We start from the raw sequence: 22,697 nt of genomic DNA on the forward strand, positions 1-22,697 counted from the left end.
TTCTTCAAAAAGATGTTTTGCGTGATGAAGATTTTTCATTTGAAAATGAAGATAAAATTCTGTTTTTATGCTTTATTTTATTAACTACTGTTAATTCAATAATATTATATTTATTGAAAGTAATAATTCCTTGACTATCTTCATTTTCTAAAATAATAATCTGATGATTATCAGGATCTTGAAAGCAACGATATAACCTATTTTTTTGATTCAATATCCAATAATAAAATATTTCAGTATGAATATCTTTTAAAAATTCATCCATCATAATTCTTCCCCAGCTTTTAATAGATTAGCTTTTATCATTTATATCGCCTCCCACATATCTTTTATTATAGTTATTTTTATCAAAATAAATATGATTTTTAATTGATTGATAAAAAGTATTATTATTTTTTTAAAAATCATTATTTTTTTGAAAAATATCTTCCAAGATAAAAATATTTAGATTTATTCAACGTTTTTCAAAATAAAAAAATACACCCTATAATCCATTTCTAAATTATAGAGTGTAATTAATTTAAGCTTTCATTTCTTTAATAACTGGTTTGCCTCGTTTTTTACAATAAATAAAGCCAATTACTCCAACAATAACAAACGCAATTGATACTAACTGGGCAGTTCTAAATCCCATCACATATAAACTATCGGTACGTAAACCTTCAATAAAGAATCTTATAATACCATACCAGATAAAATAAGAGAAAAACTGTTCGCCCTGCTTAGTTTGAATTTTACGAATAACAAAAAATATCAACAAGAATCCAATAACATTCGCTACTGATTCATACAAAAACGTTGGCTGATAATATACACCATTAATATGCATACCATTAATGATAAAATCTGGTAAGTGAAGTGATTGTAGAAAATCTAAACTTACAGCACTTCCATAAGCTTCTTGGTTAAAGAAATTTCCCCAACGTCCAAAAGCTTGAGCTATTAAAACCCCAGGCATAATTGCATCACCAGCAACCATATAATCAATATTATGTTTTTTAAAATACCATAAGCTAAAAGCAATTCCAGCTATCAACCCGCCTTGAATTGCCAGACCACCATGACGGAACATGATAATTTCTAATGGGTTTTGAGCATAAATCTCATCCCACATAAAAATAACATACCATAACCTGGCTCCTAAGATACCAGTAATCATTACCCCAAAAAAGTAATCTGATAAAACTTCTGGATCATAGCCTATTTTTTTAAAATTATGTTGTCCAAGTTTATAAGCAATAAACGCTCCTGTGATAATAAAAACTGCATACCAGGCAATTGAAAGCGATCCTATTTGTACGAACGTTTTTGCATCAGGAAAAAAAGTCATACTCTACCCCTTATTTTTATCAATATTTTTCAAAATTCTATCAACAAATTCTTTACTAGAATCAACACCGTATTCGCGTAAACGCATATTCATAACTGCAGCTTCAATAATCACTGACATACTACGTCCACTTGAAACAGGTACAACTACTTTAGGAATTTTAACACCTAGAATTTCTTCAGTAGCTTCATTTTCTTCAACACCAACCCGTGTATATTCACGTGATGGTACCCAACGGTCTAATTGAATAATTAAGTTAACTTCATCTTTATCTAAAATTGAGCTAATTCCAAACATTTTAGATACATCAATAACACCAATTCCTCTAATTTCCAATAAATTTGCTAGAACTTCAGGTGCTTTACCGACGATACTTTGTCCTAAGTGATATAATTCAACAGCATCATCAGCAACTAATAAATGGCCTCTTTTGATTAACTCTAAAGCGATTTCTGATTTACCAATTCCACTATCACCTTTTATAATTACACCCTTACCATAAATATTTAAGAAAACTCCATGAATAAGTGTTTCTGGTGCTAAGACTTCATCAAGAATATTAGTTAATTCAATTGAAACTCGCCCAGTAGCTGACTCAGTTACGAAAATAGGAAAATTTTTCTTACGAGCGATCTCAATTAAAATAGCTGGACATTCATTTCCTTTAGCGACAATAATACATGGAACCTCATCATTAATTAAAAATGGAAATATTTCACGTTGTCTTTCTTCAGACATTTCATTAATAAAGGCTGATTCTTTATCACCAAAAATAATAATTCTTCGAAAATCACTATGTTTAAAAAATCCTGCCAACTCAAAACCAGGACGATTAATTTCAGCTACAAATATCGGCCGTTCTAAAGATTTTTCATCACCAGTTACTTGAACATAATGATCATTATTTAATAATTCACCTACAGTAATTGACTTTGGCATTATGCTTCCTCCCTATAACATTTTCTTTAAAAACATTCCAGTATAACTTTTTTCACACTTAGCGACTTTTTCTGGAGTACCGGAAACTACAACAGTTCCACCACCATCGCCACCTTCTGGACCAAGGTCAACAATATAATCAGCTACTTTAATAACATCTAAATTATGTTCAATTATTATAACTGTATCACCCTGATCAACAATTCTTTGTAAAACTTCAATCAATTTGGCAACATCACTACTATGTAAACCAGTAGTCGGCTCATCTAAAATATAAACAGTTTTGCCAGTTGGTTTTTTCTGTAATTCACTTGCTAGTTTGACACGTTGTGCTTCTCCACCTGATAAAGTAGTTGCACTTTGTCCTAATTTTATATAACCTAATCCAACATCTTCTAATGTTTTCATCTTAGTTTTAATTTTTGGTAAATTACCAAAGAATTCAACTGCATCCTCGACTGTCATTTCTAAAACATCATAAATATTTTTATCTTTATATGTAACTTGTAAAGTTTCTTCGTTATAACGTTTTCCACCACATTGTTCACATGGAACATATACATCAGGTAAAAAATGCATTGAAATTCTCTTTAGCCCATCACCTTGACAAGCTTCACAGCGACCACCTTTAACGTTGAAACTAAATCTTCCTTTATCATATCCACGCATTTTAGCTTCATTAGTTTGCGCAAATAAATCACGAATGTCATCAAAAACACCTGTATAAGTAACTGGATTAGAACGTGGTGTTCTTCCAATTGGATCTTGACTAACTTCAATTACTTTATCAATATTTTCTAATCCTAAGATTTCACGATGTTTTCCTGGTTTTTCTTTAGAATGATAGATTTTAGCCATCATTGCTTTACCCATAATTTCATTGACAAGGGTACTTTTACCACTACCAGAAACACCTGTAACAACGGTTAACGTTCCTAGCGGGAATTTAACATTGATATTTTTTAAGTTGTTTTCACGAGCACCTTTAATTTGAATAAAGTTACCATTGCCTTTACGACGTTTTTTAGGTACTGGTATTTTAAGCCGTCCTGATAAATATTGACCAGTAATCGATTTAGGACAGTCCATCACCTCTTGTGGCGTTCCAGCAACAATTACCTGACCACCATGAACACCAGCTCCAGGACCAATATCAACAATAAAATCACTTGCTTTCATTGTATCTTCATCATGTTCAACTACTAATACACTATTACCAAGATCACGAATATTTTGCAATGTTGCAATCAATTTATCGTTATCACGTTGATGCAATCCAATTGATGGTTCATCTAATACATATAATACCCCAGTTAGGCGTGAACCGATTTGAGTTGCTAATCTAATACGCTGCGCTTCTCCACCTGATAAACCACCAGCTTTTCTTGATAACGTTAAATACCCTAAACCAACATCATTTAAAAATGTTAGACGATCTTTTATTTCTTTTAAAACCAGATTAGCGATTTTAGCTTCATATTCGTTCAATTTTAAATTATTAACAAAATCTAATGCTTTTTCAATTGACATATCAGTAAACTCACTGATATTTAAACCACCAACACGAACACTTAAAACCTGTTCATTTAAACGACGTCCTTTACATGTTGGGCAAGTATGTTCAGCCATAAATGAGGCATACCATTCTTTTGACCATGAAGAAGTTGTTTCTTCATAACGACGTTCAATTAATTTTTTTACCCCTTCAATTGGACGAGTTGTTTTAGAAACATTACCGCTACTTGAAACAATCTCATATGAAATTGGTTTATCTGAACCTTCAAAAATAACCTTTAATTCTTTTTTTGTAAAATCTTTTAACGGCTTATCTAAATCAATTTTATAATGACGACATAAAACTAAAAAACGCTGCCATTCAATTCGTTCAGTTCCTACTGATGACTTAAAAAACCGAATTCCACCTTGATTAATACTCAAATTCCAATCAGGAATCAATAAATCCTCATCAACTTCATTTTTAATTCCTAACCCACGACAGTCAGGACAAGCTCCTAAAGGATTATTGAAAGAAAATAAGCGTGGTTCTAATTTAGGAACACTAAACCCACATTCAGGACATGCAAGATGTTCTGAAAATAAATTTTCTGTTCCTTCACTTAAATTGGCAACAATAACCTCACCACCGGTTAATTTCAAACCGACTTCTAAAGAATCTATTAAACGACTACGATAGCCTTCTTTTTTTACAATTCTATCAATTACAACATCAATATTATGATTTTTGTTTTTATCAAGTTTAATTTCTTCATCAAGAAGCATAACTTCACCATCGACTTGTACTCTGATATAACCATCTTTCAACAAATCTTCAAATAAATCTTTGAAAGTTCCTTTACGATTTTTAACTACCCGAGCTAAAACCTGCAATTTTGATCCATCTGGATATTTATCAATTGTATCTGCCATTTGTTTAATAGTTTGTGACTCAATGACAATACCATGGTTAGGACAATATGCTTTTCCAATTCTTGCATATAATAATCGCAAATAATCAAAGATTTCTGTTACAGTTCCTACTGTTGAACGAGGGTTATTAGAAGTCGTTTTTTGATCAATTGCAATAGCTGGCGATAATCCTTCGATACTATCAACATCCGGCTTTTCCATATTCCCTAAAAACTGTCTGGCATAAGCACTTAATGATTCGACATAACGACGCTGTCCTTCAGCATAAATTGTGTCAAATGCTAACGAAGTTTTACCAGAACCAGATAATCCCGTCATAATTACTAATTCATTTTTAGGAATCTCGATATCGATATTTTTTAAATTATTTTCTCTAGCCCCTTTAATGACCAGTTTATCATGTTCCATATTTTACCTACCTTTTAACATCTTTAATATAGCCACACGATCATGTCCTTTTAGCTGTTGATCATATGCCCACTCTAATATCTCTTTATATTTGGATGATGGCTCAATGCCAAGTCCTTTTAAATCATTACCATTTATCACTGGCTCTTTAGCCTCTTTACCTAATCGAGCCATTTTTTCTTTCATCACATAATCAAATCGATTAATATTTTCATGTTCATCTTTATATCTACCTAGTTTATCACATTTTGTTATTAAAATTAAGTCATCTACCGGTACAATTCCATTTATTCCTTTTAGAATTTTAAAATAGCCATAATCACGAGCACCATTTCTTACCATATTCATTAAATGCATATGATAATAGATCATCGTTCTAATATAACGCTGTAATTTTTTATCTGGTATATAACAAGTAACCTGGCTATCAAAAATCTTAACACCGGATTCATTATGGCGTGGTGCCCTTCCTTCTGGCGTCGTTACTTCAGGCTTTCCAATATCATGAAGCAAGGCACTCCACATAAAACCTAATGGATTACTTGTTTTATGGCGGCATAAAGCCGCTAAATCTGTTACTAATAAAGTATGTTTCCAAACGTCACCTTCAGGATGGAAGTCTAATCGTTGCATTGTTGATGATAAAATATCTAGACATGGCCACAAAGCTTTAATTTCTTTTAGAAAAGTTAACCCAATTGAAGGACGCATACTTAACAGTAATTTATTATATTCTTGAAAAATGCGTTCATTGCTTAAAGTATCTAATAACTTTTCTTGTACCATTTTTTTACAGATGGCTTTTGTATTAGGGTCGATATAATAATCAAATCTTGAAGCAAACTGTGCTGCTCTCAACACGCGCAAAGGGTCTTCAGCAAAACTACTAGCATTAACCATTCTGATTGTTCGTTTATTAATATCATCAATTCCATGATAAAAATCATAAATCTTTCCTGTTTTTACTTCATACATAATAGCATTGATAGTAAAATCACGTCTTGATGAAGCCGTTTTTAAATCTAAATGTTCATTGACAGTCACTTCAAAACCTTGATGACCTAAGCCATTTTTACTCTCGATTCGCGGCAAGGCAAAATCGTAATTAGGTAGTTTATCTAGTTTTAAAATGCCAAATGATTTTCCTACCAGATTTACTTTACCATATTTACCTAGTATTTGTTGTAAATCGTCGATATTTAAATCATAAATTTCTACATCAACATCATGATAGTCAACATGACCATACATCAACATATCCCTAACAATTCCACCGACTAGAAAAACCCGTCCGCCTAAGCAATCAATATCTTTAAATATCTGGTTTACTAAAGCTTCAAATTGGTATTTATTTTTCACCTTGTAACTCCAGGATAATATCTCTTAATTCCATTGCTCTTTCAAAATCAAGAACTTTAGCGGCATCTTTCATTTGTTTTTCAAGCTCATGAATCATTGCCTGTTTATCTTTCTTGCTAGCTTTTCGTCCTTTTTTAACAAGACTTGCAGCATCATCAATAACTTCTTGACCATGAATAGCATCACGAATTTCCTTGTGAATTGTTGTTGGGGTAATATTATGTTCTTTATTATATTTGTTTTGGATACCACGGCGACGATTTGTTTCTTCAATAGCATAAGCCATTGAATCAGTTATTTTATCACCATACATAATTACTTTACCATTACTATTACGAGCAGCCCTTCCGATTGTTTGAATCAAAGAACGTTCACTTCGTAAAAAGCCTTCTTTATCAGCATCCAAAATACATACTAAACTAACTTCTGGTAAATCTAATCCTTCTCTTAATAAGTTGATTCCAACTAAAACATCATATTTACCTAATCGTAAATCTCTTAAAATCTCAGTACGTTCTAGTGTTTTAGTATCACTATGAAGATAAGCAACTTTAATACCCAATTCTTTTAAATAAGCACTTAAATCTTCAGCCATTCGTTTAGTAAGAGTCGTAATCAATACACGTTCGTTTTGTTCTTGACGTAACTTAATTTCATTAATGATATCATCGATTTGATCTTTAGTTGGACGAACTTCAATAATTGGATCCAATAGTCCAGTTGGACGAATAATTTGTTCAACTACATGATGATCAACTCGCTCTAATTCATAATCTCCAGGTGTTGCTGAAACATAGATAGCCTGATTAATTAGTTGTTCAAATTCATCAAATTGTAATGGCCGATTATCTAAAGCACTTGGTAACCGGAAACCGTATTCTACAAGGGTTTCTTTACGAGAGCGATCGCCATTAAACATTCCTCTGATTTGTGGCAGCATAACGTGACTTTCATCAACGATCAATAAAAAATCTTTAGGAAAATAATCTATTAATGTATAAGGACGTTGTCCTGGTGCTCGACCATCGATATGTCGTGAATAGTTTTCAATTCCAGGACACATACCAACTTCACGTAACATTTCAACATCGTGGCGAGTTCTTTGTTCAAGACGTTCATATTCCAATAACTTGTTTTCATTTTTAAATACTTCTAAGCGTTCTTCTAATTCTGCTAAAATCGTATCACATGCTTTTAAGGTTTGTTCTTTAGTTGTTACATAACCATAAGCAGGATAAATCGTATATGTTTTATATACACCTAAAACATGTCCGGTCAAAGGATCAACCTCACTGATTCTTTCAACAGTATCACCAAATAGTTCAATTCTAATTAAATAACTTTCACTATGACCAGGAACAATTTCAATTACGTCACCACGTACTCTAAAAGTTCCTTTTGTTTGTTCAATATCGTTTCTCTGATATTGACGATCAACTAAATATGTCAATAATTCACGACGATCAATATCCTGATCTACCCGCAATGAAAATATCATTTCTTTATATTGTTGCGGATTCCCTAATCCATAAATTGAAGCAACTGAAGCCACGACAATAACATCATCTCTTTCTATCAATGAATTCATAGCTGCACTACGAAGCATTTCAATTTCATAATTAGTTTTAGCATTTTTATCAATATATAAATCCCGACCAGGGATATATGCCTCTGGCTGGTAAAAATCGAAGTTAGAAATAAAATATTCTACTCGATTTTCAGGAAAAAACTCTTTTAATTCTGAATATAACTGTCCGGCTAATGTTTTATTATGTGCTAAAACCAATGTTGGTTTTTTAGCTGCCGCAATTACATTAGAAACAGTAAAAGTCTTACCAGTACCTGTTCCACCTAGTAAAACCTGTTCTTTTTTTCCGGCTTTTATCCCATCTAACAATTGTTCAATTGCAGTTATTTGATCACCCATTGGGGAAAATGGTGATACTAGTTTAAAATCTGGCATAAAAACACCTCCTATGTCCTTTCTATTATAACAAGAAACTTGCAAACTTAAAAGAATTATGCCCATTACTAGACTAACTATGCTTTCAATATTTTTTACCAAATTATTACATTATAAATAAAAAGAGTTAGAAAAAAACTAACTCTATTTGACTAACTCCATTAACTTTTGATACTGATAATCATTGGCATCATCATTTGCATAGATTAATACTGTCACTTCTAAGATTTGGCGATCAGCATCACTATAAATTCCATCAACCGTTAAATTATTAGCTTGTTCAAATTGTTGTAAGGCTGTGACAGTTTGACTTGAAAAATATCCATCACTGCGATCACAAGTATAACCTAAACAGTTTAACATTTTTTGCATTGAAGCTATAGCAGTTCCCACACTATCATAGCCCATATCACTTTCTAAACTTTCTGATGTAATTTCACTAATATCTATATTGCTTACTGAATAATCAGGCGTTAACCCCTTACCATCAACCCAAGTATCACTAGGTAGTAACCATCTAGCATAAGTATACTTCAAAACAGAACCATCACTTAATTGTTTTTGAGTCTGGGCTGTTCCTTTACCATAAGTCTGATCACCAATTAGTTTATAGCCTAATTGTTCTTGTAAAGCCCCTGCCACAACTTCAGAAGCTGACGCGGTGTTTCCATTTACCAGAATATAACCATTTATAAAATTATATGTTTTGCTATCATCAGCTTCATATTTTTCGACTGTTCCATTTTTATATTCCATTTGGAATAATAAATCCCCTTCGTCAAAAAATAAATTCAATACATCTTGAGCAGCAACTAAATAACCACCACCATTATCACGTAAATCAATAACTAATGTATCAATATTAGCTTCTGCAAATGATTGTAAAGCTGCTTCTAAATCGCTTGCTGTTGTCGTTCCAAAAGTATTAATTTGCACATAACCAAATTTTTTATCATTGTTAGTTCGAATTTCACTTTTAACTGCACTATCGATATTATTTCTAGTAACATCTACCTGCATTTCTTTACCACCACGGATAATTGTTAAAGTAACAGTAGTATTAGCTTCCCCGCGAACTAAGTCAGAAATTTCAGTAGCTGTTTTCCCAGCTACATCTTGTCCATTAACACCGGCAATAATATCTCCGACTTGTAAGCCAGCTTCCATCGCTGGAGTATCTTGATAAATCTGAATGATCATCGTTCCTTGACTAACAGTTCTTTGAACAACACCAATCCCTACATAATTACCATCAACGCTTTGATTAAAAGCTTTTGCTTCTTCAAAAGTATAATAATCGCTATGTTGATCCCCCAACGAAGCAACTAATGCTGAAATTGTATCCCCTTGAATATCAACCTCTTTACCACTAGCGTTGTACCAGTTATCATTTAATACTTGATACGCCTCATCAATTACTGTAGTTTCACTAGAAGAACTACCACTTTCAGGAACTACTTGTTTAGTTAAATATCCAGAAACAAAACCAATTCCTAGACATACGATCATACAAATGATAAAGACGGTTTCTTTTAAATGTCGTCCTTTTTTAGGTTTTTTTACAGGAACATGATTTTGCTGTAGATTTTGATTTTTTTGTGGGCGAATAAAATCATCCATTTAATAATTGAGTCGTCTAAATACGACTCCCTCCTCTCTTTGTTAGGCTATTTATTAACCTCGTATTTAATAATATGTTATTAATTAGTATTATTTAATAATTATTAACCAAAAACACCTAATAAAAGTCTATATTTTACTTTTATTAACTGTTTAATTGAATATTTATTATACCTATTCTATCCTCACATCTTTATATTTTAGCATATAATCTAAATATTTTTTAGTAAAAATTGAAAAAGATTATAAAATCTAAAGTGAAAAGTTAAATTCCACTTTAAATTTTTTATTTTGATCTATCAGTAGTGGTTGCAAATATTCCATGTTATAATTTGTATATGAGGTGAATAATATGATTATTGATAAAATGAATGATATTTTAAATAGTAATTCAACAAATACAACTCTAGGTGAGTTATGTTCGTATATCAAAGCAAATATTCATCGAATCCCCAAATTAAGTATTGATGATATTGCCAAAGAATGCTTTATTTCAAAGGGACAAATATCAAAGTGTATTAGAAAATTAGACTATGAAAATTATGAAGAATTTAGAAATGAATGTATGCAGTATTTAGATTCCCTTACAAAAAGAAAAAAGTTTATAAATCCACAGGATAGTTTTGCAACAAATGTAATGCATTTTACAAAAACTATGATTAATAATATCCAATATACAATTAATCATATTAATTTAAACTTACTTCATAACCTCATGCAAGATATAAAAAAAGCAAATAAAGTTTATTTATATGCTCATGGTGATGCTAGATCGCTTTGTTATAATATGCAAAGAGAGTTACAAATATATGATATTCAAACAATTATTTGTGATGTTGATTTTAATAAAGATTATCTTTTTTTTAAAAATGATCTTTTAATTGTCTTAAGCACAAATGGCTATTCGTTTCATTATAATAAACGAATTATTAAGCGAATAAGAGAAGCGAATGTTGATAAATGGTTAATGACATGTAACAAAAACATTACCCTATGTCAAAATCAAATCGTTATTCCTCTCCTTGAAGAAAAATATAGTGAGTATATCATGAAATATATTATTGATATTCTTTTATTAGAATTACAAAACTAGTTTCCAAATTGGAAACTTTTTTGTTTTTTTAAGTCTATTTTTATAAGATATTTCCTGGAGGGAAGAAGATGAACAAGAAAGCAATATCTAGTGAAATTATTTATGTTCTTGTAATTGTGATTTTAGCTTTTGCTGTTAATTTAATGTCCATGGCTAATTTAGGCATGTCAATGATTGTTTGTCCTGCTTATATTATAAGTGAAAAGTTTGATTTTTTAACTTATGGACAAGCTGAATATTTAATTGCAACCATGGTGTTTATTATTTTTTGTTTAGTAATGAAAAGATTTAAGATTTCATATCTACTATCATATCTTACTGGTATTTTATATGCGTTATTTTCTGATCTAATAAAGATTTTAGTTCCGATTTTCAATCAAAATTTAACGATTTCTATGAATATGAAAATAGGGTATTTTTTTATCGGGATGATTTTATCAGGGCTTGCGGTAGCTTTGTTTTATAAAACATATCTATATCCACAAGTTTACGATTTTTTTATTAAAGTTGTTGCCCAAAAATATCAAATTTCTATTAAAATTTTTAAAACTTGTTTTGATTGTAGTTTTCTAGTTATATCATTCATTATCTCTTATGTATTATTTGGTGAATTAGTTGGTATCGGTATTGGTACTGTTATAATGGCATGTTGCAATGGGATGATGATTGAACAATTTCAAAAGATCTTTGATCGTTATTTTATTTGTATCCCGTATTTTGGAAAATTAAAAATATATTTAGAAGGAGGTCTTTAAAATGGGATTTAAAGAAGGATTTTTATGGGGTGGTGCTACAGCTGCTAATCAAGTTGAAGGAGGTGTTTTTGAAGGTGGGCGCGGTTTAGCCAATGTGGATTTAATGCCCCATGGAAAAGATCGCTATGCTATTGGAATTGGGGAAAAATGGATCGATCAAATAGATGATCATTATTTTCCAAGTCATCAAGCGGTTGATTTTTATCATCATTATAAAGAGGATATTGCTTTAATGGCTGAAATGGGCTTTAAGACTTTTAGATTATCTATAGCCTGGACAAGGATTTTTCCAAAGGGAGATGAAATAGAACCCAATGAAGAAGGATTATTATTTTATGAAAATATTTTTAAAGAATGTAAAAAATATGGTATTGAACCATTAGTAACAATTAATCATTTCGATTGTCCAATGTATCTTATCCAAAAATTTGGTGGTTGGAGAAATAGAAAAATGATTGATTGTTTTGTAAAACTGGCCCGAGTGTTGTTTGAAAGATATGATGGTTTGGTTAAATATTGGTTAACTTTCAATGAAATTAATATGATTCTTCATTTTCCATTTGTAGCTGCCGGATTACGATTTGAAAAAGGTGAAAATAAAACACAAGCTATGATTACCTGTGCGCATCATGAACTAGTTGCCAGCGCCTTAGTTACTAAATTAGCTCATGAAATTAATTCAGAAAACATGGTCGGTTGTATGCTGGCAGCCGGTTCATATTATCCTGAAACTTGCAAACCAGAAGATTATTGGCAATCTATATGTGATGATCGCGAAAGCTATATGTTTATTGATGTGCAATCACGGGGGTATTATCCTAACTATGCCTTAAAATGGATAGAAAAAAGAAAGGCAAAAGTACCATTTGAAGCTAATGACAAACAGATTTTAAGTGAAAATACTGTCGATTTTATTAGTTTTTCTTATTATTCATCTCGTGTTTCTAGTGCCAATCCAGATAAAGGCAAGCAAACCGAAAGTAATATTTTTGCTTCAGTTATTAATCCATATTTACAAACTAGTGCTTGGGGTTGGCAAATTGACCCATTAGGTTTAAGAATTACGATGAATGAAATTTATGATCGTTACCAAAAACCATTATTTATTGTTGAAAATGGTTTAGGCGCTAAAGATATTATTGAAAATGATGGTTCTATTCAAGATGATTATCGTATTGATTATTTAAAGAAACACATCCAAGCGATGAAAGCTGCGGTTGAAGAAGATGGTGTTGATTTAATGGGCTATACTACTTGGGGCTGTATTGATTTGATTTCAAATGGAACTGGGGAAATGGAAAAAAGATATGGTTTTATTTATGTTGATAGGGATAATAATGGTAATGGGACTTTTAGACGGATAAAGAAAAAATCTTTTTATTGGTATAAAAAAGTTATTGCTTCTAATGGTGAAGATTTAGATAATTAAATAAAAGGGTAAATATGCACTATATGGCATATTTACCTAATTTTATTTTTTATCAATAAACTTAATTTAAAGCCAAACCATTATCAAAAAAAAGATTGGATGATAATCATAGCCAATCTTAACTTAAAAAATCATTTATTCCTAAAACAATACCATCAACAATTTTATCTTGATAAGAACTATCAATTAACTTACTTTCTTCATCAGGATTTGATAAAAATCCCATTTCCACAATCGTTACTGGTACTTGACACCAGTTGATTCCACTCATCGTATCTGTAATAATTGTCCCGCGATTTTTACTACCCGTTAAATTACATATTTGATCAACTACCGATTTAGATAAACTTTGACTTGCAGTTGCTATATCACTGCAATATGGATTTGATGTTGATGGTGCCATCGTTAAAGTTCCCGTCACACTACTTGAATCATCACTATTACAATGAAGTCTAATAAAAGCAGCCGCATTATTTTCATTAGCAACAGCAGCCCGTTCACTATTAGAGATATCAACATCTTGACTTGTTCGTACCATGATTACTTTATAACCCGAAGCCTCTAATTTTTCCTGTAATTTAAAAGCTACTTCAAGATTAATTTCTGATTCTAATTTTCCAGTTGATACTCCAGTTGCTCCAGTAGTTACTTTCGCTTTAGTTGTACTAGCACCTGGTCCAATTGGTTCTTTAGAACTATTGCCATAGCGTTGATGACCGGCATCAATAACAATTAGTTTATTATCACCAACAACTGGTAACTCAACACCGGTTGAACTAGTTATTTGTGCTTTTCCTTCTTGCATAGCAATACCATTTGCTTCTTGCTGGCGCACTTTTGATTTTACTTGTTTACTACTATTTCCTTGCTGACATCCAGTTATAATAAACATAATTAGTAAAACACTAAGTATTTTCTTCATTTTTTTCACCCACTTTTCCCCTATTATAACATAATTTATTCATTTATGATGTTATCTATTTGATTAATGATCATTTCTTTTAATGTTTGACAACTCTGGTCAAATTTTCTTTGGTCAACATTATTTAGTTGTAATGGAATAACTTTAGCGATACCTTGTCGATTAATAATTGCTGGTACCCCAATATATAATCCTTTTTGTTTATATTCCCCGTTTTGGTATGCTGATACAGTTAAAATGGCATTTTCATCATCAATCACCGCTCTAATTAAACGATTTAAAGCAAGTCCAATACCATAATAAGTAGCATTTTTACGCTTAATAATTTCATAAGCCGCCTGACGAACATCAACATAAATTTTATGTAAGTTATTCATATCAATATTCATTTCAATTATATATTCCATCATACTTTTACAGCCAATATACGTATTCATCCAAGGAACAAACGATGAATCACCATGTTCACCTAGAATATAGGCATGGACATTACCGGGAGCAACATTTAAAAAATCACTTAGTAAATATCTTAATCTGGCTGTATCAAGTATTGTTCCACTGCCAATAACTCGATTAGCTGGCAAATTAGATACTTTTTTAACTACATAAGTCATTAAATCAACCGGATTGCTGGCAACAATAAATATTCCATCAAAACCACTAGCCATAACCTGACTAGTAATTGATTTAACAATTTTAGCGTTTATTTCTGTTAATTCCAATCTTGTCTGACCAGGTTTTTGAGCAGCTCCAGCAGTTATAACTACGATATCGCCATCCTGACAGTCTTGATAAGTTCCTACTTTGATTTTCATACTAGTTTTACTATATGGTAAACCATGATTCATATCCATTGCTTCACCTTTGGCTTTTTCCTCATCTAAATCTATTAAAACCAATTCATCTATACCACCAGTATTTAAAAGTGAATAAGCCATTGACATCCCAACTAATCCAGTCCCAATTAAAACAACTTTTTTTACATCTTGATTTTGCATCACTTACACTACTCCTTTGCATTTTTATTTATTTTTGGCAAAAAAATAATAAATATGCAAAATAATTTATCAATAAAAAAGAATGAGTTTTCCCCATTCTTCTTTAAAACAATATTACAATTATATAACCTATTACAAGCGCAACAAGATATGAAGTGAATAATACTTTGGCTGTATCTTTTTTATCTTCATTATAACGTATTAATGCTAATGTCCCGACTCCTGCACTAGTTGTAAGTCCAGTAACTAAAGCTCCAAAACTTAAACCACCTGCAACATATAACTGTGTTAAAATTACTGAACCAGCACAATTAGGAATGAATCCAACTATCCCTGCAATAATTGGTTGTAATAACCAGTTTGTTTTTAAAATATTTGTTAGATTATCCTCACCAATAACTGCAACTAAATAAGTAAAAACTATATTCGTTAGTAAAATAAAGATAAATGTTGTTATTGTATGTCTAATTGCCGGCATCCAGATACTTTCTTGACAACCACAATCACATGGTTCTACTTGAAGATATTCATAATCTTCTCTGCCTTTGTGGTGAAAGCCATCAACCACTATTCCAGTAACCGTTCCGATAACAATTTTTAAAACAATTAAAATTATCATCATCACCCATAAATCAGGATGAGCAATCAATATAGCTAACGCTTCATCGCTAGTAGCCATAAATATTGATAATAATGTTCCCATTGTCAAGTATCGCATTGCATATAATCTAGCAGCAACAACTGAAAAGCCACATTGAGGAATACTTCCTAAAATTGCCCCGATAAATGGTCCAACTTTACCAAACTCCATAATCTTATTAAGAGCATTTTGACTAGATATATATTCAACTATTAAGTATGCAAAAAATAAAACCGGTATACTCATTAGCGATTCTTCGATCGGTTCTATTAAGATTTCCATTTATTCTCCTCTCTTTCTTAGTTTACTAGTCTATCATAAACCAGATTTTTTTCAAATGATTTAGTATATTTTAATTATTGTTAGCTTGTTCGTTAATAAAAAATTAGCTATAATATTTATTCATAAAGAAGGTCAGTCTATGAAAAATATTAAAAAAGCAGATATAAAAAAGATAAAAATGATCGTTTGTGACTTAGATGGAACTCTTTTTAACCACCAGAAAAATATCACAAAAAATACTATCGATTATTTAATTAATTTACAACAAAATGGTTATATTCTAGTTTTAGCAACCGGGCGTTTTTATTATGAATTAGAACCATTTATCCAAAAACTGCAAATGAAAAAATTTAACGGTTATATAGTTTGTTGTAATGGTCTTACAGTATATGAGTTAGCTTCTAATAAAATACATAAATTTGATTATTTAGAACGTGAAGATATTAATGAATTAATAAAAATTGCTTATTCATTCAAACTAAATATTAGAACTAATTACAATAATAGCTATCAAAATATTGTAACTAGATGCTTATATTACATATCACCTATTATTACTAAAGCTCTTGCTAAAAGATATCCGAATTTACTTTTTTATCGTTATAATGATGCTATTGATTGGCAACAAGTCGGTAAGTTATGTTTTATTGCTCGACCTGGTAAATTAAATAAATTTGTAAAACATTTAAATTCACAATACAATCAACGTTATCAAATATATTATACTAGTCCATTTTGTGTGGAAATAGTAAGACAAAATGTAAATAAAGCCTATGCTATTAATTATATTTGTCAAAAGTTGTCTTTATCTTTTGATAATGTTTTGGCATTTGGGGATGGCGGTAATGATGAATTATTATTGTCAAAAGCCAAGATCGGTATAACAATGAAAAATGCGTTGCCTAAAACATTGAATAAAGCTAAATATATTTCTAATAAAACAAACAATCATGAAGGTGTGCTTGATTGTTTAAAAGAATTATTTGATACTAATTTAAAAGTCTAGAATTTATCTTTATAATAATTCTAGACTTCTTTTTTATTTATAATCAAATTATTTATGATAATCTATTTTTAAAATCCTGATAACCAAATTCTTTGATTAATTTTAACTTATCATTTTGTTTTAAAACAATACTTGGTAAATTCATGCCATTAAAAGTATTATTTTTAACCATTGAATAGATGGCCATATCTTTAAACCATAATTGCTGACCAATTTGTAATGGCTGATCAAATGAATAATCGCCAATAATATCACCAGCCAAACAAGTTGGACCACCTAATCGATAAGTATATTTCTTTACTTCAGGTTTAGCACTATCAATAATATCAGGACGATATGGCATTTCTAAAACATCTGGCATATGACAAGCTGCTGATGTATCCATGATTGCTATATCCATTCCATTATTAATAATATCTAAAACACTTGATACTAAAAATCCCGCATTTAAAGCAATCGCTTCACCTGGTTCTAGATATACTTGAACTTGATATTTTTCTTTAATTTCATTAATTATTTTAATTAAAAGCTCAATATCGTAATCATCGCGAGTGATATGATGACCACCACCAAAATTTAACCATTTCATTTGACCCAAATATTTTCCAAATTTATTTTCAATAGCTTCAATAGTAGTTTGTAAATCATCACTATTTTGTTCACATAATGTATGAAAGTGCAATCCTTCAATACCATCTAATAAATCTTCTCTAAAATTATCAAGAGTTACACCCATTCTTGAATACTTAGCACATGGATCATAGATAGCATGCCCTACTTGAGTTGAACATTCAGGATTAATACGAATGCCACATGAAGTGTTTGTTGTTTTAGCAAGTTCTTTATATTTAAGCCATTGATTAAATGAATTGAAAACAACATGATCACATATATTCATAATTTCTTCAATTTCATCATCACGATAAGCTGCGCTATAAACATGATTTTCTTTTTTCATTTCTTCATGTCCTAATTTTGCTTCAAACAAACCACTTGCTGTTGTTCCATCTAAATATTTTCCAATTAGAGGATAAACACTAAACATCGAAAAACATTTTTGGGCTAATAAAATTTTGCATCCTGTTTTTTCTTTGACATAGTGAAGAACTTTTAGATTTTTTTCCAAAAGTTCTTCATCAATTAGATAATATGGCGTTTTCATTAGTCCACCAATACTGGATTACGATCTTCAATCCATGGTAATCCCCATTTATTTAAAGCATCCATAAATGGATCAGGATCAAATTCTTCTACATTGTAAACACCAGGTTTTTTCCATTTACCTTGCAATAATAACATAGCTCCAATCATTGCTGGTACTCCAGTTGTATAGCTAACTGCTTGTGAACCAACTTCTTTATAACATTCTTGATGATCACAAACATTATATAAATAGTATTTTTTATATTCACCATCTTTTTTACCTTGGAAAATACATCCAATGTTTGTTTTACCAACAGTACGTGGTCCTAAACTAGCTGGATCAGGTAAAACTGCTTTTAAAAATTGTAACGGAATAATTTGTTTTCCTTCAAATTCAATTGGTTCAATTGATGTCATTCCAACATTTTCTAAACATTTTAAATGTGTTAAGTAACTTTGACCAAATGTCATGAAGAAACGAATTCTTTTAATTCCAGGAATATTAATTCCTAATGATTCTAATTCTTCATGATGTAATAAATACATATCTTTTTTACCAACTTGAGCAAAATCATATTCACGTTTAATTTCCATTGGTTTTGTTTCAACCCAATGACCATCTTCCCAATAGCTTCCATTAGCTGAAACTTCACGAATATTAATTTCTGGATTAAAGTTTGTTGCAAATGGATAACCATGGTCACCACCATTACAATCTAAAATATCAATATAATTAATTTCATCAAACTCATGTTTTAAAGCATATGCACTAAATACACCTGTAACACCTGGATCAAATCCACAACCTAAAATTGCAGTTAATCCAGCTTGTTCAAATTTTTCACGGTATGCCCATTGCCAGCTATATTCAAATTTAGCAGTATCTTCTGGTTCATAGTTGGCAGTATCAATATAATGACATCCAGCAATTAAACAAGCATCCATAATTTTTAAATCTTGATATGGTAATGCTAAGTTTAAAACCACTTCTGGTTTAAAATCTTGCATTAAAGCTACTAATTCATCAACGTTATTAGCATCTACCTTAGCTGTATGAATAATTGTTTTTGTTTTGTCTTGTAATTCTTCTTTTAATTTATCGCATTTACTTTTTGTTCTTGAAGCAATCATAATTTCTTCAAATATATCACTATTTTGACAACATTTGTGAATCGCTACTGAAGCAACTCCACCACAACCAATAATTAATGTTCTTTTCATTTACTCTTCTCCTTTATTCATTGCTAATAATAATTCTCTTAATATTTTACAAGCTAAAGCTGTTGAAGCCCCGCTAGGATCATAAACTGGTGATAACTCATTAATATCCATAGCCACTACGTTTAATGAACTTACCGCAATGATAGCTTCTAATAATTCATTGAAACTAACCCCTCCGGCTTCTGGAGTTCCTGTTCCAGGAAAAACACTTGGATCTAAAACATCAAGATCAATCGTAAAATAAACCGGATAGCCTTGACATTCTGCAATAGCTTGTTTTAATCCATTAAAATTAAATTTATTTAAAATGGTATGTTCTTTAGCCCAGTAAAATTCTGCCCGTTCACCACTACGAATACCAAATTGATAAATTTTATGATCACCAACTAAGTCATATGCTCTTTTAATAACTGAAGCATGTGATAATTTTTCACCTAGATATTCGTCACGTAAATCAGTATGAGCATCAAAGTGAATAATCCGTAAATCTGGATATTTTTCATATGCTGCTTCAATAGCACCCAAACTAACTAGATGTTCACCACCAATCATACATGGCAGCTTGTTAGCATCTAGAATTATTTTAGTTGTTTCATTAATCATATCTAAAGCTTTACGTGGATTTCCAAATGGTAATTCTAGATCACCACCATCGAAAACTTTAATATCTTCTAAATCTTTATCCTGATAAGGACTATATGTTTCGATTCCAAAAGATTCTTTACGCATTGCACTTGAAGCAAATCTAGTTCCAGGCCGATAGGAAGTAGTACTATCCATTGGTGCCCCAAAGATCACACGACTGGCTTCTTCAAAAGAAGCATCTAATCCAATGAAAGTTTCAATATTTTTATTCCACATCTCTAAGTAACTCCTCTACATAATTTGGTAAGGCAAATGAACCAACATGGATACCAGTATTATAATATTTAGTTTTCATCCCACGAGCATTCCATTTTGTTTTTTGAAAATCTTTGATAGGATGATATTTTTTTGAGGCAAAGCCAAACAACCAATGTCCTGATGGATAAGTTGGAATATGGGCCTGGTATACTCTAGAAATTGGAAAACTTTCAACTATTCTTTTATGAGCCCGTTGCATTGCTATTGCATCTGTTTGATAAAAAGGACTTTCATGTTGATTAACCATAATTCCAGTTTCATTTAAAGCTTTAAAACAGTTACCATAAAATTCTTTTGTAAACAATCCTTCACCTGGTCCAAAAGGATCAGTAGAATCAACAATGATTAAATCATATTCATTTTCTTTAGTACGGACAAAACGCAATCCATCTTGATAGAAAATATTTAGACGCGGATCATCAAAACAACATGCGGTAGTTGGTAAGTATTTTTTACTTACTTCAACTACTAGTTCATCTATTTCAACCATATCAATAGTTTCAATTGTTTCATAACGGCATAATTCACGAATTACACCACCATCACCTGCACCAATAACTAAGACTTTTTTTACATTTGGATGCACTGCCATAGGAACATGAACAATCATTTCATGATAAATAAATTCATCTTTTTCTGTCAACATCATATAGCCATCCAAAGCTAAAAAACGACCAAATTCTTTTGAATCAAATATATCAATTCTTTGAAATTCACTTTGACCACTAAATAATTGCCGATCAACTTTTATTGAAAAGTTTACACCATTAGTATGGCGTTCAGTAAACCATAGCTCCATTATTTCACCTCTTCCTTCAATACATTTAAATTATTTATTTCCATATCTTCAGGACCTGTCATAAAGCACCCTTTTTCTTTTGCATATTCAATATAATCAAGAATTTCTGGCGTAATTTTTTCTCCTGGTGCTAAAATTGGAATTCCTGGTGGATAGCACATAACAAATTCGCTACAAACACGATTAGCACTTTCTTTTAAAGGCAATGATTCCTTATCTCCATAAAAGGCAACTTGTGGTGATACAATAACTTCGGGATTGATATATTCATGATCTAACATTCCGGCACGATCTTTTTTAAACCTTCTTCTAATTTCGGATAAAGCTCCTACTAATCGTTCAATATTTGCTTCACTATCCCCAACAGAAATATACGCTAGAACATTACCAATATCACCAAATTCAATTTGAATACCATATTCATCACGCAATAAATCATATACTTCAATTCCTGCAAGTCCTACATCAAGGGTAAAAATTGATAATTTAGTAACATCAAAATCATAAACACTATCACCGTTAATTAATTCCCTGCAATAAGCATAATAATCACCAATCTGGTTGATTTCTTCACGAGCATAATGTGCTAAACGTCTTACCTTACTAAAAATCTCTTTACCATTTAAAGCCAGATTTTTACGTGACATATCTAGACTGACCATTAATAAATAAGAACCACTGGTTGTTTGGGTTAAATTAATAACCTGACGAACATAATCAGCATTTACATTAGGACCTAATAACAAAAATGAACTTTGCGTTAAACTACCACCAGATTTATGCATACTGACACTAGCCATATCAGCACCAGCTTCCATTGCCGACATCGGTAATTCATCACTAAAGTAAAAGTGCGTCCCATGAGCTTCATCTACTAGTGCTAACATTCCATGTTCATGAGCTAATTCAACAATTGCTTTAATATTGGAACAAATTCCATAGTATGTTGGATTATTAATTAAAATTGCTTTAGCATCAGGATTATCAATAATTGCCTGTTCAACTTGTTTAACTGACATTCCTAAAGAAATCCCCAGTCTTTTATCAACTTCAGGATTAACATAAATAGGAATAGCACCTGTTAAAATCATTGCATTAATAGCACTACGATGGACATTTCTTGGCAAAATTATTTTTTCACCAGCTTTAACACTTGCCATAATCATACTTTGAACTGATGAAGTAGTTCCTCCAACCATAAAAAAGGCATGAGCAGCATTAAAGGCATCTGCTGCTAATTCTTCAGCTTCTTTTATTACCGATACTGGATGACATAAATTATCTAATGGTTTCATTGAATTAACATCGACACTCATACATTTTTGACCTAAAAAATCGGTTAATTCGGGATTTCCTTTACCATGTTTATGACCAGGTACATCAAAAGGAACCAGACGGTCTTGTTTCATTTGTTGCAATGCTTCATAGATTGGCATTCTGCTTTGATCTAATTTCATTTT

General features: G+C 31.1%; 19 protein-coding genes. 4 read left to right on the plus strand and 15 right to left on the minus strand.

All coding sequences use genetic code 11. From position 1 onward, the window contains the following. Positions 1–4 precede the first annotated feature (4 nt). The 7 genes from ABGT36_RS13295 to ABGT36_RS13325 all read right to left on the minus strand — a co-directional run bounded on the left by ABGT36_RS13295 (position 5) and on the right by ABGT36_RS13325 (position 10,046). Positions 5–265: a hypothetical protein gene (locus ABGT36_RS13295; protein WP_346678404.1), complete on the minus strand. Its 261-nt coding sequence runs from the start codon at positions 263–265 to the stop codon at positions 5–7. A gap of 255 nt (positions 266–520) precedes the next feature. After that, positions 521–1,330: a prolipoprotein diacylglyceryl transferase gene (gene lgt / locus ABGT36_RS13300; protein WP_087373682.1), complete on the minus strand. Its 810-nt coding sequence runs from the start codon at positions 1,328–1,330 to the stop codon at positions 521–523. Between the two features lie 3 nt (positions 1,331–1,333). Beyond that, positions 1,334–2,269, minus strand: coding sequence for an HPr(Ser) kinase/phosphatase (gene hprK, locus ABGT36_RS13305; RefSeq protein WP_087298709.1), 936 nt, complete (start codon positions 2,267–2,269; stop codon positions 1,334–1,336). A gap of 12 nt (positions 2,270–2,281) precedes the next feature. After that, entirely contained in the window at positions 2,282–5,104 is a 2,823-nt protein-coding gene (gene uvrA, locus ABGT36_RS13310) for an excinuclease ABC subunit UvrA (protein WP_346678407.1), read from the minus strand. Positions 5,105–5,107: 3 nt separating this feature from the next. Next, positions 5,108–6,463: an HD domain-containing protein gene (locus ABGT36_RS13315; RefSeq protein WP_346678409.1), complete on the minus strand. Its 1,356-nt coding sequence runs from the start codon at positions 6,461–6,463 to the stop codon at positions 5,108–5,110. Then, a complete protein-coding gene (gene uvrB, locus ABGT36_RS13320; protein ID WP_087298712.1) occupies positions 6,453–8,426 on the minus strand; it encodes an excinuclease ABC subunit UvrB in 1,974 nt (657 codons plus the stop codon). Before uvrB ends, ABGT36_RS13315 begins: the two co-directional genes overlap by 11 nt. A 144-nt stretch (positions 8,427–8,570) precedes the next feature. Further along, a complete protein-coding gene (locus ABGT36_RS13325) occupies positions 8,571–10,046 on the minus strand; it encodes a S41 family peptidase (RefSeq protein WP_346678411.1) in 1,476 nt (491 codons plus the stop codon). Between the two features lie 352 nt (positions 10,047–10,398). On the opposite strand from ABGT36_RS13325, the gene ABGT36_RS13330 reads away from it, so the two are divergent. The 3 genes from ABGT36_RS13330 to ABGT36_RS13340 all read left to right on the plus strand — a co-directional run bounded on the left by ABGT36_RS13330 (position 10,399) and on the right by ABGT36_RS13340 (position 13,323). Next, complete coding sequence (locus ABGT36_RS13330; protein ID WP_087373676.1) at positions 10,399–11,139, plus strand: MurR/RpiR family transcriptional regulator; 741 nt, start codon at positions 10,399–10,401, stop codon at positions 11,137–11,139. 68 nt (positions 11,140–11,207) lie between these two features. Continuing rightward, entirely contained in the window at positions 11,208–11,894 is a 687-nt protein-coding gene (locus ABGT36_RS13335) for a DUF6198 family protein (RefSeq protein ID WP_346678413.1), read from the plus strand. Position 11,895: 1 nt separating this feature from the next. Next, positions 11,896–13,323 (plus strand): 6-phospho-beta-glucosidase, encoded by a 1,428-nt coding sequence (locus ABGT36_RS13340; protein WP_087373672.1) that lies wholly within the window; start codon positions 11,896–11,898, stop codon positions 13,321–13,323. A 118-nt stretch (positions 13,324–13,441) separates the two neighbouring features. Here the strand turns inward: ABGT36_RS13340 and ABGT36_RS13345 are convergent, their stop codons facing one another. The 3 genes from ABGT36_RS13345 to ABGT36_RS13355 all read right to left on the minus strand — a co-directional run bounded on the left by ABGT36_RS13345 (position 13,442) and on the right by ABGT36_RS13355 (position 16,165). Then, on the minus strand, positions 13,442–14,245 hold the full coding sequence (locus ABGT36_RS13345; RefSeq protein ID WP_087302875.1) for an N-acetylmuramoyl-L-alanine amidase: 804 nt from the start codon (positions 14,243–14,245) through the stop codon (positions 13,442–13,444). 35 nt (positions 14,246–14,280) lie between these two features. Next, positions 14,281–15,243 (minus strand): L-lactate dehydrogenase, encoded by a 963-nt coding sequence (locus ABGT36_RS13350; protein ID WP_346678659.1) that lies wholly within the window; start codon positions 15,241–15,243, stop codon positions 14,281–14,283. A gap of 103 nt (positions 15,244–15,346) precedes the next feature. Then, positions 15,347–16,165, minus strand: a complete 819-nt coding sequence (locus ABGT36_RS13355; RefSeq protein WP_346678415.1) for a putative manganese transporter — start codon at positions 16,163–16,165, stop codon at positions 15,347–15,349. A 139-nt stretch (positions 16,166–16,304) separates the two neighbouring features. On the opposite strand from ABGT36_RS13355, the gene ABGT36_RS13360 reads away from it, so the two are divergent. Further along, positions 16,305–17,171: an HAD family hydrolase gene (locus ABGT36_RS13360; RefSeq protein WP_346678416.1), complete on the plus strand. Its 867-nt coding sequence runs from the start codon at positions 16,305–16,307 to the stop codon at positions 17,169–17,171. Positions 17,172–17,223: 52 nt separating this feature from the next. On the opposite strand, the gene nspC is transcribed toward ABGT36_RS13360, so the two are convergent. Genes nspC through ABGT36_RS13385 form a run of 5 tightly spaced genes read right to left on the minus strand, consistent with a single transcriptional unit; the run spans position 17,224 to position 22,694 of the window. Beyond that, on the minus strand, positions 17,224–18,333 hold the full coding sequence (gene nspC, locus ABGT36_RS13365) for a carboxynorspermidine decarboxylase (RefSeq protein ID WP_087302859.1): 1,110 nt from the start codon (positions 18,331–18,333) through the stop codon (positions 17,224–17,226). After that, positions 18,333–19,535, minus strand: a complete 1,203-nt coding sequence (locus ABGT36_RS13370) for a saccharopine dehydrogenase family protein (protein WP_087302857.1) — start codon at positions 19,533–19,535, stop codon at positions 18,333–18,335. Before ABGT36_RS13370 ends, nspC begins: the two co-directional genes overlap by 1 nt. Beyond that, positions 19,536–20,396 (minus strand): agmatinase, encoded by an 861-nt coding sequence (speB, locus tag ABGT36_RS13375; RefSeq protein ID WP_346678419.1) that lies wholly within the window; start codon positions 20,394–20,396, stop codon positions 19,536–19,538. Then, positions 20,386–21,237, minus strand: coding sequence for a polyamine aminopropyltransferase (speE, locus tag ABGT36_RS13380; RefSeq protein ID WP_087373659.1), 852 nt, complete (start codon positions 21,235–21,237; stop codon positions 20,386–20,388). Before speE ends, speB begins: the two co-directional genes overlap by 11 nt. Continuing rightward, on the minus strand, positions 21,237–22,694 hold the full coding sequence (locus ABGT36_RS13385; RefSeq protein WP_087302851.1) for an aminotransferase class I/II-fold pyridoxal phosphate-dependent enzyme: 1,458 nt from the start codon (positions 22,692–22,694) through the stop codon (positions 21,237–21,239). Before ABGT36_RS13385 ends, speE begins: the two co-directional genes overlap by 1 nt. Positions 22,695–22,697: the final 3 nt, after the last annotated feature.

Origin of the sequence: Erysipelatoclostridium sp. An173 (genome assembly GCF_963931465.1) — a bacterium.
In the GTDB taxonomy this organism is placed as follows: domain Bacteria; phylum Bacillota_I; class Bacilli_A; order Erysipelotrichales; family Coprobacillaceae; genus Thomasclavelia; species Thomasclavelia merdavium.

What these genes read in the sequence shown, in the direction of transcription:
- uvrB (WP_087298712.1), bottom strand. Translation starts at nt 8,426, where the DNA reads ATGCCAGATTTTAAACTAGTATCACCATTTTCCCCAATGGGTGATCAA.
- ABGT36_RS13345 (WP_087302875.1), bottom strand. Translation starts at nt 14,245, where the DNA reads ATGAAGAAAATACTTAGTGTTTTACTAATTATGTTTATTATAACTGGA.
- nspC (WP_087302859.1), bottom strand. Translation starts at nt 18,333, where the DNA reads ATGAAAACGCCATATTATCTAATTGATGAAGAACTTTTGGAAAAAAAT.
- ABGT36_RS13295 (WP_346678404.1), bottom strand. Translation starts at nt 265, where the DNA reads ATGGATGAATTTTTAAAAGATATTCATACTGAAATATTTTATTATTGG.
- ABGT36_RS13360 (WP_346678416.1), top strand. Translation starts at nt 16,305, where the DNA reads ATGAAAAATATTAAAAAAGCAGATATAAAAAAGATAAAAATGATCGTT.
- speE (WP_087373659.1), bottom strand. Translation starts at nt 21,237, where the DNA reads ATGGAGCTATGGTTTACTGAACGCCATACTAATGGTGTAAACTTTTCA.
- lgt (WP_087373682.1), bottom strand. Translation starts at nt 1,330, where the DNA reads ATGACTTTTTTTCCTGATGCAAAAACGTTCGTACAAATAGGATCGCTT.
- speB (WP_346678419.1), bottom strand. Translation starts at nt 20,396, where the DNA reads ATGTGGAATAAAAATATTGAAACTTTCATTGGATTAGATGCTTCTTTT.
- ABGT36_RS13370 (WP_087302857.1), bottom strand. Translation starts at nt 19,535, where the DNA reads ATGAAAAGAACATTAATTATTGGTTGTGGTGGAGTTGCTTCAGTAGCG.
- ABGT36_RS13355 (WP_346678415.1), bottom strand. Translation starts at nt 16,165, where the DNA reads ATGGAAATCTTAATAGAACCGATCGAAGAATCGCTAATGAGTATACCG.
- ABGT36_RS13385 (WP_087302851.1), bottom strand. Translation starts at nt 22,694, where the DNA reads ATGAAATTAGATCAAAGCAGAATGCCAATCTATGAAGCATTGCAACAA.
- ABGT36_RS13330 (WP_087373676.1), top strand. Translation starts at nt 10,399, where the DNA reads ATGATTATTGATAAAATGAATGATATTTTAAATAGTAATTCAACAAAT.
- ABGT36_RS13340 (WP_087373672.1), top strand. Translation starts at nt 11,896, where the DNA reads ATGGGATTTAAAGAAGGATTTTTATGGGGTGGTGCTACAGCTGCTAAT.
- ABGT36_RS13350 (WP_346678659.1), bottom strand. Translation starts at nt 15,243, where the DNA reads ATGCAAAATCAAGATGTAAAAAAAGTTGTTTTAATTGGGACTGGATTA.
- ABGT36_RS13335 (WP_346678413.1), top strand. Translation starts at nt 11,208, where the DNA reads ATGAACAAGAAAGCAATATCTAGTGAAATTATTTATGTTCTTGTAATT.
- ABGT36_RS13325 (WP_346678411.1), bottom strand. Translation starts at nt 10,046, where the DNA reads ATGGATGATTTTATTCGCCCACAAAAAAATCAAAATCTACAGCAAAAT.
- uvrA (WP_346678407.1), bottom strand. Translation starts at nt 5,104, where the DNA reads ATGGAACATGATAAACTGGTCATTAAAGGGGCTAGAGAAAATAATTTA.
- hprK (WP_087298709.1), bottom strand. Translation starts at nt 2,269, where the DNA reads ATGCCAAAGTCAATTACTGTAGGTGAATTATTAAATAATGATCATTAT.